Origin of the sequence: Bradyrhizobium sp. USDA 241, assembly GCF_049739505.1 — a bacterium.
Lineage (GTDB): Bacteria > Pseudomonadota > Alphaproteobacteria > Rhizobiales > Xanthobacteraceae > Bradyrhizobium > Bradyrhizobium liaoningense.
The window spans coordinates 600,174-614,043 of the sequence record NZ_JBMGPZ010000004.1 but is presented as its reverse complement, the minus strand read 5'-3'; the positions used below and the strand labels follow the sequence as shown (position 1 = coordinate 614,043).

Below are 13,870 nucleotides of genomic sequence, written 5' to 3'. Positions count from 1 at the left end.
AGAGCGCGTGCTCACAATCCGCGCTGCACTCGAGGCGCGTATGAGGTCTGCTCTGCCTCTGGCACCGGCCCATTGAGGCATCTCACCAGATGTCCGTTGGGCCAGAAGCGGTGATGCGCCTACCTTGCCGCGACGAGAACTTCGACCGTCAGCGATAACGCCCGCCAATTAGGCAGGCTAGAATAGAGATGACGGCCAGACCTTCACCACAAGCCGAAAGTGACGACGCGATGGCTGGAAGAAAGGATCATCATGTCACTTCGCGTAGCCCTGTGATCGGAGCCAAGCGATCCGGCGCTCCCCGTTCATCCAATCATCGATTTCGGCTTTGCTCGTGAAGCCCGTGATTTCTCGGGGTTCTGCGCCGGGGTACTCGGCAACAATAGTCCAGTCGCCCTCTGAGTTACGGAGTGGTTTGAAGCTCACTTTTACTTTTGCCATGCCGAACTATGCAGAAAAGCGCGCGAAAAGGGAACCTGTGGGAAGCATTTCGAGCAACTAGTACCCACTTTTCTTGGAACGTGAGTCGTGATTCAAGGTCGGGATGATACCCGAAGCAAGAGAAGTCCACCTTTCGAGGAAAGATCGCAAGGTGCTTGAGGCGTGCTGTCGCTCACCGGTGACGTTGCAGCGCGATTTGAAGCGGGCGCGGATAGTTCTGTTGGCGGCGGATGGGCGCAGCACCCGGTCGATCGCCAAGGAAGTTGGGGTCCAGCCGCGGATTGTCAGCCTTTGGCGGCATCGCTATGCCGACCATGGCCTTGAAGGGCTGCAAGACAAGCCGCGGCCTGGCAAGCAGCCGATCTATACGAAGACGACCGACAAGCGGATTCTGAAGCTGCTGGATAAGCCGCCACCGCAAGGGTTTGCGCGCTGGACCGGCCCCCTGCTGGCCGAGGCGCTGGGCGATGTCGATGTCCAATATGTCTGGCGGTTCCTGCGCAGCCACAAGATTGACCTGGTGGCTCGCAAGTCCTGGTGCGAGAGCAACGACCCGAACTTTACGGCCAAAGCCGCCGATGTTGTCGGCCTCTATGTCGCGCCGCCGGCGAAGGCCATTGTGCTGTGCGTGGACGAGAAGCCCTCGATCCAGGCTTTGGAGCGAGCGCAGGGTTATCTGAAGTTGCCCAATGGCCGCGCCTTAACCGGCCAAAGCCACGATTACAAGCGGCATGGCACCACAACATTGTTTGCGGCGCTCGAAGTCGCCACCGGAAAGATCATCGCGACCCATTCAAAACGCCGGCGCCGCGTCGAGTTTCTCGATTTCATGAACAGCGTCACCGCGACTTTTCCGAACCGCAAGCTTCACGTCATCCTCGACAACCTCAACACCCATAAAAAGAACGAGGACTGGCTCAAGGCCCACCCCAACGTGCAATTTCATTTCACGCCGACAAGTGCGTCATGGCTCAATCAGGTCGAAGTATGGTTTTCCATCTTGCAGGGGCAGTCGCTCAGCGGCACCTCCTTCACGAGCCTCAAGCAGCTTCAGGAACACATCGATGCCTACGTCAACGCATACAACGACAGAGCCGAGCCCTTCGTCTGGACCAAGAAAAAGGTCCGTCAACGCCGTTTCAAAGGCCGCCGTATCACTCAGCTCTGATTCCGGGTACTAGTCGCCAGCCCCGGCCGGCGGTTAGTTCTGTCGGGCAGAGGAAGAGCCTTTTATAGTTCCGAGCGCCCGAGGTCGCTTCCGCATCAGTCACCACGGGCTTCAGCTACGGACAAATACACCAACCATGATGAGAAGAGCTATTGGCTTCTTCTTGTGGTCTCGCAACTATTGATGTATGGTCTCAAGCATCGATACTGGCCGAACAACTGTTCCGCTTTCGCCTCAGGTCCTGACGGCGCGCACGTTTCAGACATTCTCCAACATCGACAAACTGGAACACTGGCCGCAAGTCCGCGTGCCAGCTCCTGCGCGTATGCGAAAGGAAGACCCGATGAACACAGGTACAGTGAAATGGTTTAACACCCAAAAGGGCTTCGGCTTTATCCAGCCGGCAAACGGCAGCAACGACGTTTTTGTTCATATCAGCGCGGTCGAACGCGCCGGAATGGGCACCCTTAACGAAGGTCAGACGCTGTCTTACGACGTCGTCGCAGACCGCCGTACGGGCAAGTCCGCTGCCGAAAATCTTCGTGCTGCCTAGTTGAGGCACGACAGACCTGTCGCTCTAGCCACGGATGTACTGGCAGAGCTTGTGGTCCCCCGCGCCTGAGTCATCAGGGGCGGGGTTTTTGCTTCAATCCGTGAAGGCGATCGTCAAGTGAGTTTGCCGTGGCTTGTCTTCGACATTCGGCCCGGCGGTTGCCCAGCTAAAAACTTGAACGGACCGAAAAGGTAAAATAGCCCCAGTCGGCAGATCGCCGGCTTCGAGTGCTCGGTTTGCAGCACGACCCTGGAATCGTGGAACTCTGCTTCGCTGCCCACCTACAGGTTGATTGTCGGTCCCGTACGGAATTCCCCGTCCGAAGGATGATGCAACTGGCAGATTGGACCAGTAGCCGGCAATCGGATTGGACGTTCATGGCGCATTCGTCCGCCAACTCCCTCGGCTGACCCATGTTTGTCTCGTGCTAGGCAGCGACTTGTTGCAGCTCTCTATGAAGTCATTCGCGTATGCATTGGGCGGCTGTGCATCCGAAGAACGTGGATCCGCGCAAAGCAGGAGATTCAATGAGCATTGTCAAGCGGCATCTCGCCGAGCAAGAAGAGCGACTGGTTCTGATCGAAGAAATTTGCATCGATAAAGGAGCGCTTGTCTTGGATACCGCCACAGATGAGGTCTACTTCTCTGCAGACGAAGAGGCTTACAAGAACGCCTACGTGACCGTGTTTCAGGCCTGGGCCAAGGGCACGATCAAAGGCACAGCGGAGCAGATATTCGAGGGTACAAAGTCCATTCTCGAGGACTAGAGCATCTCGATTCGATTTTACGAGCCAGAGCCGAAGGCGACAGTACGCGTTACGTCACTCCAAGCTAGAGCAGCAGCAAACATTGAGGTCACACATGTCGTATGCTTATAAGTTGAATGAAGACGTTCGCCACCAACCCCAAGGTCCACAAGGACGTGCCACCGCTGAACCGCCGATGATCTATACCATCATTCAACATATGCCCATCGAGTCCGATGGACGAGTTCGATACCGCATCAGGGGCAAGTCCGAGAAGATCGAGCGAGTCGTTACGGAAGATCAACTTTCGCATTTTCAATAACCTTCCGACCGAAACAACACCTGACAAGAGATTCTGACGGGGGGCGGATGTGGTCTCGGGTCATTCGGGCCGACTTTGGACGGCATCTGCGAGATCCGGTTTACCCTTTGGTTCGGACGTGGCGGCACGCTGGCACGTCAATCAGCCGGCCCACCAGATGCCCAATTTTGAATTAAGCCATCTCGACGTCCGCAGTGGGTCCAAAAGCCGCCGATCACGCTCAAGCGACGTGACTTCCGCTTTGCCTTGCGCAGCCGACGTTTGTGAGCACACACCTTAGCCCCGCTCACGAAAGATCAACCCGCGGCGGCGGATAGCGCCGGGCCAACACCGACAGGGATAGATGCCGCTCGTCTTCCGGCAGCTCCAGATAAGCCAGCACCAGCGGCCGCTTCCAATCGCCGATGCCGAAATCCATCGCGGTCCATTTTTGCGGCTCGGGCCCTTCTAGCCCTCGAACCCAGACGAAATAGCGGGGAAGGTCGTCAGCGTCCCTGTCCGTCGTGCGTCGCCTGGCCATCAAAGCTGTCCGCTGCATCCATCGTTTGCGAGAGGATATAGGGAGCGGCCGTGAGAAGTCGGATGCCTCGCGGCGGTACGGTATCTAATCCCTATCGATAGTTCGACGCTCGAGCAGCAGGTGCCCACTTCGCTCCTGGGGGTCTCCGCGCCGACACGGCGGTCAGACGCGTAATCTCTCCTCCTTGTCATTGCGAGGAGCTCTGGCGACGAAGCAATCCGGACTATCTCCGCGGATGCATTCCTGGATTGCCTGGCTGCGCTCGCAATGACGGTGCGGAGACACGCGGGGGCAAGAATGAAGCTATCGGGCTGCAGAAGATGATTCTCGGCCGGAACGAGGTCTGTCCGAACGCTCGCCGCTTCGTGGCTTCAAAAATTCCGATTGACCGAAATTCGGAAATATCGTATGTGTCGCTCACCCCGGCCCAAGGATAGGGGCGTTTCGCGATCGTCACGATACGTGGGCCGGGTGGCGGTGGGCGTGGAGCGCATCGGCGCGCATGCAATCGCAGGGCGGGTTTGGCCCGTGAGCGGTTGAGCGGCGCGCACACGACCGGTGCGATCGCGTACGGCAAAAGCGTGTGGTCCTGACGCCCGGGGTCTGTGCGTCAAGGCTTGCGGTGGTGCGTGCTGCCCGACCGGGCGCGCGCATCGGCTATTCGCAAGGCGACGGGGGCAATAGTGCATCGCTCCCCGGGGAGAGCGCGCCATAAGCCGTCAAACCACTGCGCAGGGAAGGCCGGGATGTCCAGGCTGCCCTGTATGCCGCTGTGCATTTGTCTTCGCGCAATTTGCGCACAGCGGACCGCGGGTGCCAGCCGGCGCCCGGTCTTCCCTGCGCCCTTCCAACGAAGGGGCGTCGAGAGAAGCACAAGACTCGGGCGTTATGCGTCGCGAGGCCGAAGAGGCCTGTCTTGCTGTTTGAAAATTGACGTGTGCCCGCTCATCCTGCCAGTCAGCGCCACAAGTCGCAGGTCGCCACGCGGTTGATGTCGGCGAGGCGGCGGTCGGCGTTTCCGCGCAGATCGAGGCTGCCAACCAGCGTCAGCAGGCGCCGGTAAGCGCGATCGGCGACCTCGACCGGCAGCGGAGCCTCGTCAAAGGCCTCGACATAGTTGCCCACGAGGCCGCTTAACAGGCGGCACAGGCCGCGCTGGGCGGGATCGTCCCGGCCGAGCGTCTCGAGCTTTTGCTGAAAGGTCTGGAAGGTCCGCAAGCCGTGGTGTTGCTGCGAAAGCCACGCGTGCAGGTCGTTCATGTGAGCTCCTTCAAGTGACGGAAGAAGCTGACGGTTTATATAGGGGGCATGGGGAGATGGCTAGGGAGGGAAGGTCGAATATTGCTGTCCGTCTTCGCCAAGTGGCTTCGCCGGACGGGATACGCTTCACCCTTCGGGCTTCGCATGGCCGCGCCACGCGTAGCCCGAAGGGCGAAGCGTGGTGCCTGATCGAACTCCAGCCAAGCGCATCCACGACTCCCGCCCTGGAATTGGCGGCCTCAGCGCGTCGCCACGTCACCTGGCACAGTCCAACCATCCCAAGCCGGCCCAACCAGGACCGTTCCCCGCAAGCGGCGGGTCATCAGCTCTGCCCCAAGATCAGGCATTCGATCATGGCGAAACCAACTTCTTGCGGATCGCATAGCGTACCAGTTCAGCGGTCGACGACATGCCGAGCTTGCGCATTGCCGAGGCGCGATGCGTTTCCACAGTCTTCACGCTCAGCTTCAAGATCGCACTTATGGACCTGTTGGTATGTCCCTCCGCAATCAACTGAACCACGTTCTGCTCGCGCGATGTCAGCAGCCTGCCTGATTCGTTCCGCGCATTGACCTGGTACTCATGGAGCAGCTTTTCGAGCAGGACGCTGGTGAAATAGGGTTTGCCGTCAAGCAGCGCTTCAATCGCCGAAATCAGGTGTTTCCGGGCATCAGACTTGAACAAGAACCCGCGAACGCCTGCCGAGATCGCTTCTGTCAGGAGTTCCTCCGTCTCGTGCATCGTCAGAACCAGCACTTCCGTGCGCAGATGAAGCGACCTGAGCCGACGGCTGACAGCCAAGCCGTTCATGAGGGGCATCGAGTAGTCGATGATCGCGATGTCCGGCCTCGTCTCAAGGGCCAATGCGACGGCCTGCTCGCCGTTGATCGCCTCTCCACACACGATCCAGTTGGAGCGCGTCTCCACGATCGCGCGAAGCCCGGAACGTACGACCTCATGGTCATCCGCAACCAAGATGCGTTTCACGGCGTCGTTCCCGTTTGCCGACTCCGGCCTGTCGGGCAGGCGACGGAGACGACCGGCAGCATTTGCGAGCGATTATACCGATCCCGCCCAATAGGATTATCCCGGATAACCCTGAGGTCTCCCGGCCAAGATACTGACGCGACCGAAGTCCGCCAAAAACACCGTCATGCGTCGACCAGTCCTGCACGAACCGCGTACCGGACCAACCCCGCCGTGGAATTCACATTCAGTTTATGCATTGCAGCCGCCCGATGAGCTTCGGTTGTCTTGAGGCTGAGGTTCAAGATGACGCTAATGTTCTTGTTGCTGTACCCCTCCGCAACCAGCTTGACGACAAGCTGCTCCCGCGGGGTGAGTGGACGATTCTTGCCGTCATCCCCGCCCAGTCGTCTGCTATCGAATTCGTTCGGGCAAACCCCGCTGGAAAATGGCCTGTGCAGCAGAAGCGACTCAACGGCCGCCAACAGCAGCTTGTTGGCGTCCGACTTCGAGAGGAACGCACGGGCACCGGCCTCAAAGGCCTCATGAGCGAGCAGGCTGGAGTTATGCACCGTGAAGATCAGGACTTCGGTCTGTAATGGATAGTTTCTGATCCGCCTCGCGACCTCCACGCCAGTCATTCGCGGCATCGAAAAGTCGAGAATCGCGACGTGCGGCCGGCTTTCAATGGCCGCGGCGATCGCCTTGCCGCCATCACTGGCCTCAGCCACCACCTCCCAACCTGGCCGTTGCTCCAGCACTGCGCGCAAGCCAGACCGCACCGCATCATGGTCGTCCGCGATAAGAAGCCGCTTCATGACAAAGTACTCCAAGGTCTTTTTCTTGACGGCGCGGTCCCAAGTTGAAGGTTCCAAGCGATTTCCCAGTCGGCGCCGGTGATCAATGTTCTTCCCTATTGCGTACCTGCAAGCGCGGTATGGGCTTTCGCCGGCTATGTGTATTCCCAACGGGACCATGCGGAACGATTGCGCACAACTTTGTGCCGGACTGCCCCATTGCCGACGTAGACCTGATATCCAGGGTGCCTCCGACCTGTTGCAGCCTCGCCCTCATGACGGGAATTCCCACCCCAATCGGCATGGAGCTCGCTCCCTTCCTCGCAGGATCGGTCGCAAACCCGCGTCCATTGTCGCTGATCGTCAGCCGGAAATGGAGGCCCGCCGTGTTGATGACAATTCTCGCCTCCGTCGCTCTGGCATGGCGAACTACGTTCGTGAGAGCCTCCTGAACGACACGCAGCAGTGCGTGCTTCGCTTGATGGGACAATTGATCTACGTCGGATACGATCCTCGTATGAATCTGCAGCGATGTACGCGCCGCAATTCCCTCTGCGCACTGCTCGATTGCCGCCTTCAGACCATGGACCGTCAGATTTTGTGGATGCAGCAGATAGGCAAAGCCACGGATTTCCTTGAGAGCTTTATCAATTGACGTATCGATTTCGTCGCAAAGTTGCTGCGACCGGGACTTGTCCGTTAGGCTGGTCCGCAACCGCATGAGGCCCAGACTCGCAGCAATCAAATATTGGCAAGTCGAATCGTGGAGATCGGACGCTATCCGCTCCTGAATGCCATCCTGGATCGATATCAAGCTGATGTTGGCATGCGCCTGATCGGCAGCTTCAGTAACAATTTCACAACGACCGTCACACGCGTCACGATGATGTCCCATGAGCCGGATAACGCGACCGACCATGGGATCGACGATCGGTACAACAGTGGTCTCCACCATCCGCCGCGGGCCGCCCAACGCAAGATGCTGGCGAACTCTGACCTCTTTGCCTTGTGCGACGCACGCCCGAAAGGCTTCGGATACCGATATAGCGTCGTCCTTGCTCATAAAATCAGAGATATCCTTGTCGTAAATGTCCTCAGAAGACAGCCCAAGACAAGCCTCGAACGCGGGATTGGCTCCCTCGTATATGAAGCGCCCTCCGTAAGAAGGGCGTACAAGGAAAAGAAGATCCGTCGAAGACCGCCAATAGAGCTGGTCGTTCGCCGCTGCCGGACTGATTTGCTGCCATTCGCAGACGGCGGCTTTCTTCAATTTAGGATTGCGGGAGCCATGCAGCATTGTACGCGCTCCTCTCTGTGGCCCCGCCCGAGAGCTTATCCCCAAGACCAGATCATACACCTGAAGGTAGCACCACACCAGAGGGTAGCACTACCTTAGATTAAAACCCTCAATAGGACCTTGCACAGGCGGGCGGTCCGCGGGAGCAGCCAGGGAGACTCTTGCCACGGGCGCGACGATCTCAAAATTCGGATAAACAAATATGGCGTGATCGTCGCGAAGATGTTTTCGGAAAGGCTTCGCTCACACATAATAGATGCATAGATGCACTCGAGAACATCATTTTCGGGTCGTTGCAGCCGTTGAAAATGCGCGCTTCGATCTAGTGTCGCAGCGGGATTTTCTTTGCGCGAATTTTGCCGGCCGATTTCGTCCGCATGACGGCTTGTCTGGGTCGGCGGAGCGGACCATAGGAGATCCGAAGCATCCACGCGACGATGGTGGGCGATCAAATGAGAAAGCCGGCTTTGCTGCCGGCCGGAGGCTTCATGACGCCGAGCGTCAGCGGCTCGGCGACGCCTGGGCACACGCAGGCGTCGTGCTCAAGAACAGGGAGTGCTCAATTGCATGTGCGAGCCCACGACATGGGGACATTCAGCCACCACGCCTAGGGTTTCCTCCGATTCCGAAGCTGACCTTTGCACCGTAACGTCGGCCCTGATGTTCCGCTCCGCATGTTCTAGAACTTACAGGAGGCCTCCATGTCCGATCTGGTTGCGATCGTTTATCCGTCCGAGGCGAAGGCCGAAGAGGTGCGTCAACGACTGCTCAGGCTGCAGAAGGAATATCTGATTACGATCAGCGACGCCGTGATCGCCGTGAAGACGGACTCGGGCGGCATCAAGCTCAATCAACTCGTCAACACGACCGCCGTGGGCGCGATGACAGGAAGCTTCTGGGGGCTTCTAATCGGCGTTCTCTTTCTCAATCCGATCCTGGGCGTCGCTGTGGGCGCAGCCTCGGGTGCTCTCGGTGGCGCTCTGTCGGACTTCGGCATCGATGACAAATTCATGAAGGAATTGGCCGCAAATCTCCAGACCGGAAACGCGGCCCTGTTCGTCCTGATCAAGCACATGACCGCGGACAAGGTGATCAAGGAGATCAAGGACGCAGGCGGCGTCGTGCTCAAAACATCTCTCGACGACACCAAGGAAAAGGCTTTGCGCGACGCCTTGGCCAGCGCCGTCGAGCGGCCGGCGGCATGAGCCGCCGGCTTTCCTCGCCTCAGCGTCGGCCGCCCGCCAGCCGCAACAGCATCATGAACAGGTTTATGAAATTGAGATAGAGCGACAGCGCGGCCAAGACTGACTTGCGACCTGCGGAGGTTTGGTCATCTGCGCTGTCGTACATCGCCTTGATCCGCTGCGTATCGTAGGCCGTGAGCCCGGCAAACACGCCGACGCCGACGATCGAGATCAGCCAGTCGAGCGCACTCGACCACAGGAACAGATTGACCAGGCTCGCGATGATGATTCCGATCAGGCCCATGAACAGGAAGGTGCCGAGCCCGGAGAGATCGCGTCTGGTCGTATATCCAAAAAGGCTGAGCGCGCCGAAACTGGCGGCTGCGATGAAAAACACGCGAGCGATCGACGAGCTGGTGTAGATGTGCAGCAGCATCGAGAGCGATATGCCGATCAAGCCTGCATAGACGAAGAACAGAAGCCGCGCCGTCGGTGCCGACAGCGTATTGATGCGCGAGCCGATGAAGAACACCAGCGCAAGCGGCGCCAGGATGACGACCCACATCAATGGGCTCTCCAGCCAGGACGGATCGGTAATCTGATAGGTGAGCCAGGCGACGACGGCGGTAAAGCCGACGCCGGCGCCCATGTAGGTGTAGATGCGCAGCATGTAGTCACGCAATCCGGCATCCACCGTAATCGCGCTGCCCGCCGTCTCCGCGGCCGCCAGGTTCTGGTCAAAATTGGACATCGCTGCCTCCTCTGGAACTTGCCCCAGCGAGGCCACGCTATCCTTTCGGCCTGCGGAGCGGCATCGGACGATGACCCGAATTGCCGCGGTGAAAACCACCTGCTCCGGATGCGCTCGCGGCGCCCCCAAGCGTCGCCCGCTGCTCGCGTTACAGTCCCGCAAGACAGGAACCTGCCCAGTCGGCTGAGCCCTTTGGCGTAGATTCCTTACGCCTTTGTCACTTGGAAGCAGCAGCCCGTCTGCCCTAATCCGGGGCATGCGCTTCTTCTTTCACATTGCCGACAAGTACGGTGTCTGTCCCGATGGGATTGGACAAGACTGCGCCGATCAGGATGCCGCCATCCGCCACGCCCGGCATCTCGCCGCCGAGCTCGCCAGGGCCGGCGAGTTCTTCCGCGGCAGTGTCGTGCTCGTTGCCCGGCAGCCGGATCCGACCTCCGCTTCCTGAGCGTCCGGCGCGCCTGCCGATTTCCTGCCCTCGCCGCCTACAGAGAATCCCTGATGTGCGCACATGACGCGCACTCCTAAGGTCGCGGGGTGGTGCCGGACTCTGCGCGCAGGCCGACGGAGCCAGGCGATCTGAGCCATGGTCCCCCGGCCACAAGGAGGCGAGTATGAACATTCACATCATTGGGCGCGCCTTGGTCCTGAGCGGATGGGTGGCGGTTATCATGCCGTCCCTTTCGGTCGCGCAGCCGAAGGACAGTACCGCGACGCCGCAAAAAGAGCCTGGTGCGGTTGCGCCAAAGGAGGCGGCACCCAACACCAATACCAGTCCTTTCAAGCACCGCTACTGGCGCCATCGCGGCGGCAGGCACCCGCACTATGGCAGCCGTCGCGTTCGCACCTGAGGGATCGCCGACCTGGTCGTCACATCTGAACGTCACTCCATGGCAATGGACCGAGCGATGAGCGATTCCAGGATGGGAACAGACAGATTCCGCGAGGTCGTTCTGCACGAGAATCCTGCTGACCAGGCCGGAAAAACCGGACGGCCGAGCATGCTGGCGGTCGGCCTCACCTTGCTTGCCACGGGCGTCGCTCTCTTCCTGGTATGGCAAACCGTCTCCAGTCTGCTGATTGTCTTTGCGGGCGTGTTGTTCGCAGCCTTTCTTGATGCTTTGACGCGGGCTCTGGCCCCAGTCATTCCCATCAAACGCGTCTGGCGCTTGACGCTCGTTATCTTGCTGCTGTTCCTGCTGTCCGGTCTTGGACTGGCCTGGGGCGCAGGCAAGTTGCCGGAACAGACACGCCTGCTGTTGAAGGTCATGGATGCCCAAATCGACGTGCTCCAGACACACTTACTGTCATATGGCGTGGACCTGCTCGGTCCGGAATGGGGCCGCGACTTTGCGCAATGGCTGTTCGCGGATCAGGTGCGCTTCCTCAGCCACGCTCAATTTCTGCTGGGTGGGGCATCGAGCCTTTTGACCGCCGTGCTCGTGATTCTGTTCCTCGGGATTCTCTTTGCCTACGATCCCACCAGTCATCGAGAGAGCGTGGTCGTGTTGGTCAAACACTCGTATCGCGCCCGCGCTCGCGCCGTGATGGACGAGATGGGCAGCGTCATGCGGCTGTGGTTCGTCGGTCAATTGATCCGCGTCATCCTGATGACACTCTGCGTATGGATCGCGCTCTATCTCATAGGACTGCCCGCTCCTTTCGTGCTTGGGATTCAGGCAGGTTTGTCAAATTTCATTCCCTATCTCGGGCCGATCGTCGCCGCGATCCCGATCGCGCTCGTCGCGATGCCGCTGGGGACCTCGCTGCTGATCTGGGCCGTCGTCGTCTACACGATCATCCAGTCGATCGAAGGTCACGTGATCGGCCCGCTGATCCAACGACAGGCGGTCGAGACCCCTCCGGCCTGGACATTGGTTGCGATCGTCCTCCTCGGCGCGCTGTTCGGCGTTATGGGGGTCGCCGTTGCCATGCCGTTGGTCGCCGTCGGCCGCGTCGCAATCATCAGGCTCTATGTCGAAGATTACATCGGCGATGATCTCAAGCCGGCCCTGACAGCCGCGAGTGAGCAGCCATGAGCGGGATTGATGCGCAGCAAAGTCATACTCCAGAACGTCCCTTGGCGCGTTCCCGGAGGTCCCGTTTCCTGTGGCAGCAGCTTCCCTATGCCGTAGCGCTGCTGCTCGCCATCGCCGGCGTCGCCTATACCAACATCTCGCACCAACCCCTGACCGGCTATTGGGAATTCCTGGCACTTGCCTTCGGCGTGGTCTGCGTCCTTACCAAGTGGTCGGAGATCGAAGGCAAGGAGAACCAGTTCCGCTTGATCTGGACGCAGGCCCTGCACTGGATCGCGGTTCTGGTCACGATGAACATCATGCTGATCTCCGGCGTACAGCAGTTGCTTCCCACCCCGGCGACCAGCCTTGTCCTGCTGACGTTGCTTGCACTCGGCACGTTCCTTGCGGGCGTGAACCTGCTGTCTCCGCAGATTTCCTTTCTAGGTCTCGCGATGGCCGCCGCCGTTCCAGCGATATCCTGGCTCAAACAGTCCGTTTTTTTCTTCCTTCTCGGCGCCGTACTGCTGATCGGCCTCGCCATCTCGTTCTGGCTGCGCCAGGACCGGCGGCCCTCACAGGTCCCCGCCGGAATGAACAAGCAGGCGGAGGATTGAATGCAGAAGTTGCGATATCTTGCAGTCATCGGTGTGTCGACCTGGCTTTGCGCTATCACCTCGCCCGCGCGGGCCGAGACGTTCAGGGTCGGCAGGCTGTTGTGCTTGTCTACGCCTCGAGTTGGGCTGGTGCTTGGATCGGCGCAGTCGTTGCGCTGTGTGTTCTACGCGCGGCGTCCACCCCGGCAGTACATCTACGAGGGACGGATCAGGCGCGTCGGCCTTGATTTCGGCGTGACCAGTGCGGGCACGTTGTCCTGGGCCGTGTTTGCCAAGAACTCGCGGATCGGTCCCGGAACATTGCGCGGCAGCTATTTGGGCGCGAGCGGCAGCCTCGCCGTCGGCCCGGGCCTCGGCGCCAACGTTCTGATTGGCGGCTCTCGCCGTACCGTCGTCCTGCAGCCGCTGTCGATAGAGCGGTCGATCGGGATCAACTTGGCGGCGGGGGTGACCCACTTGACGTTGGGCCCGCGAGGCCGGCGATAAGCCGTCACCGTGCCGTTCCCGGAAGCTGTGGTCCCCATTCACACATACGCACATTCCCGATCCGCGGTTCAGGGTTTCGTCGGATGTCCATCTTGCTGATCAAAAACTAGCATCCGAAACGTGCCGATCAGATCTGGAGGATGGGATGACAGTCTTTGACAGCCGGTCAGGAATCGAAGCTCTAGGGCCTCCGCCAGTCTGGGTTTGCGCTCTGCTTGGCATTATCTTGATCGCCGCCGGCGCCGCTGCCCTCGGCGATGTTGTGTTTGCGACTATCGTCAGCGTCAAGTTCATCGGGCTGACCGCCATCGCGGCCGGCGCGTTCGAGATCGCACACGCGTTCTGGACGAAAGGGTGGGGCGGTTTCCTCTGGCAGATCGTGCTCGGCGCGCTTTATCTCGCCTTCGGTCTCGTGCTGCTCGCCCAACCCGCCTCCGGCGCGCTGATCCTGACCTATGTCCTCGGCGCGGTGCTGTTCGCATCGGGCATCATCCGATGCATTCTGAGCTTTGCCTATTGGGGGCAGAACGGCTGGATCATGCTGATTTCTGGCGCCTTCGCGGTCCTCGCGGGCGTGCTGATCCTGTTCCGTTTCCCCACGATCAGCGATTGGGCGCTCGGCTTCCTGCTCGGTGTCGACTTGATCGTGCATGGCCTGGCATGGCTGCGCTACGCGCTGCAATCGGGGCGCAGGACAGCATGACAATGACGCATGACAATGAAGGAGAAAGCGATGAACGCTCC

The 13,870-nt window shown here is 59.7% G+C and carries 16 protein-coding genes; 10 read left to right on the top strand and 6 right to left on the bottom strand.

Annotation, left to right across the window (positions count from 1 at the left end):
- Positions 1-544 precede the first annotated feature (544 nt).
- The 3 genes from ABIF91_RS12685 (at position 545) to ABIF91_RS12675 (ending at position 2,929) form a co-directional block, all read left to right on the top strand.
- Complete coding sequence (locus ABIF91_RS12685) at positions 545-1,609, top strand: IS630-like element ISRj1 family transposase (RefSeq protein WP_011084514.1); 1,065 nt, start codon at positions 545-547, stop codon at positions 1,607-1,609.
- A gap of 343 nt (positions 1,610-1,952) precedes the next feature.
- Positions 1,953-2,162, top strand: a complete 210-nt coding sequence (locus tag ABIF91_RS12680) for a cold-shock protein (RefSeq protein ID WP_028180113.1) — start codon at positions 1,953-1,955, stop codon at positions 2,160-2,162.
- Positions 2,163-2,689: 527 nt separating this feature from the next.
- Positions 2,690-2,929, top strand: a complete 240-nt coding sequence (locus tag ABIF91_RS12675) for a hypothetical protein (protein ID WP_028180112.1) — start codon at positions 2,690-2,692, stop codon at positions 2,927-2,929.
- 587 nt (positions 2,930-3,516) lie between these two features.
- Here ABIF91_RS12675 and ABIF91_RS12670 read toward each other — a convergent pair.
- From ABIF91_RS12670 to ABIF91_RS12650, 5 genes are all read right to left on the bottom strand, one after another.
- Positions 3,517-3,750 carry a hypothetical protein gene (locus tag ABIF91_RS12670; protein WP_028180111.1) on the bottom strand — a complete coding sequence of 78 codons (234 nt, stop codon included), beginning with the start codon at positions 3,748-3,750 and terminating at the stop codon, positions 3,517-3,519.
- 957 nt (positions 3,751-4,707) lie between these two features.
- A complete protein-coding gene (locus ABIF91_RS12665) occupies positions 4,708-5,010 on the bottom strand; it encodes a hypothetical protein (protein WP_035669810.1) in 303 nt (100 codons plus the stop codon).
- A 351-nt stretch (positions 5,011-5,361) separates the two neighbouring features.
- On the bottom strand, positions 5,362-5,997 hold the full coding sequence (locus ABIF91_RS12660; RefSeq protein WP_028180109.1) for a response regulator: 636 nt from the start codon (positions 5,995-5,997) through the stop codon (positions 5,362-5,364).
- A gap of 164 nt (positions 5,998-6,161) precedes the next feature.
- On the bottom strand, positions 6,162-6,794 hold the full coding sequence (locus ABIF91_RS12655; protein ID WP_028180108.1) for a response regulator: 633 nt from the start codon (positions 6,792-6,794) through the stop codon (positions 6,162-6,164).
- An 82-nt stretch (positions 6,795-6,876) separates the two neighbouring features.
- A complete protein-coding gene (locus tag ABIF91_RS12650; protein WP_081494798.1) occupies positions 6,877-8,070 on the bottom strand; it encodes an ATP-binding protein in 1,194 nt (397 codons plus the stop codon).
- 701 nt (positions 8,071-8,771) lie between these two features.
- Between ABIF91_RS12650 and ABIF91_RS12645 the strand changes: the two genes are divergently transcribed.
- Positions 8,772-9,275, top strand: a complete 504-nt coding sequence (locus tag ABIF91_RS12645; protein WP_284278148.1) for a DUF1269 domain-containing protein — start codon at positions 8,772-8,774, stop codon at positions 9,273-9,275.
- A gap of 19 nt (positions 9,276-9,294) precedes the next feature.
- Here the strand turns inward: ABIF91_RS12645 and ABIF91_RS12640 are convergent, their stop codons facing one another.
- Positions 9,295-10,005 carry a Bax inhibitor-1/YccA family protein gene (locus ABIF91_RS12640; protein ID WP_028180105.1) on the bottom strand — a complete coding sequence of 237 codons (711 nt, stop codon included), beginning with the start codon at positions 10,003-10,005 and terminating at the stop codon, positions 9,295-9,297.
- Positions 10,006-10,261: 256 nt separating this feature from the next.
- Between ABIF91_RS12640 and ABIF91_RS12635 the strand changes: the two genes are divergently transcribed.
- From ABIF91_RS12635 to ABIF91_RS12610, 6 genes are all read left to right on the top strand, one after another.
- On the top strand, positions 10,262-10,453 hold the full coding sequence (locus ABIF91_RS12635) for a DUF6894 family protein (RefSeq protein WP_028180104.1): 192 nt from the start codon (positions 10,262-10,264) through the stop codon (positions 10,451-10,453).
- Between the two features lie 166 nt (positions 10,454-10,619).
- Positions 10,620-10,856, top strand: a complete 237-nt coding sequence (locus tag ABIF91_RS12630) for a hypothetical protein (RefSeq protein WP_028180103.1) — start codon at positions 10,620-10,622, stop codon at positions 10,854-10,856.
- Positions 10,857-10,913: 57 nt separating this feature from the next.
- Positions 10,914-12,044, top strand: a complete 1,131-nt coding sequence (locus tag ABIF91_RS12625; protein WP_035693983.1) for an AI-2E family transporter — start codon at positions 10,914-10,916, stop codon at positions 12,042-12,044.
- On the top strand, positions 12,041-12,640 hold the full coding sequence (locus ABIF91_RS12620) for a hypothetical protein (RefSeq protein WP_028180101.1): 600 nt from the start codon (positions 12,041-12,043) through the stop codon (positions 12,638-12,640). Before ABIF91_RS12625 ends, ABIF91_RS12620 begins: the two co-directional genes overlap by 4 nt.
- The gene (locus tag ABIF91_RS12615; RefSeq protein WP_028180100.1) at positions 12,641-13,126 is read left to right on the top strand and encodes a DUF992 domain-containing protein; all 486 of its coding nucleotides are present in this window, start codon (positions 12,641-12,643) and stop codon (positions 13,124-13,126) included.
- A 145-nt stretch (positions 13,127-13,271) separates the two neighbouring features.
- Positions 13,272-13,829 (top strand): HdeD family acid-resistance protein, encoded by a 558-nt coding sequence (locus ABIF91_RS12610; RefSeq protein ID WP_028180099.1) that lies wholly within the window; start codon positions 13,272-13,274, stop codon positions 13,827-13,829.
- Positions 13,830-13,870: the final 41 nt, after the last annotated feature.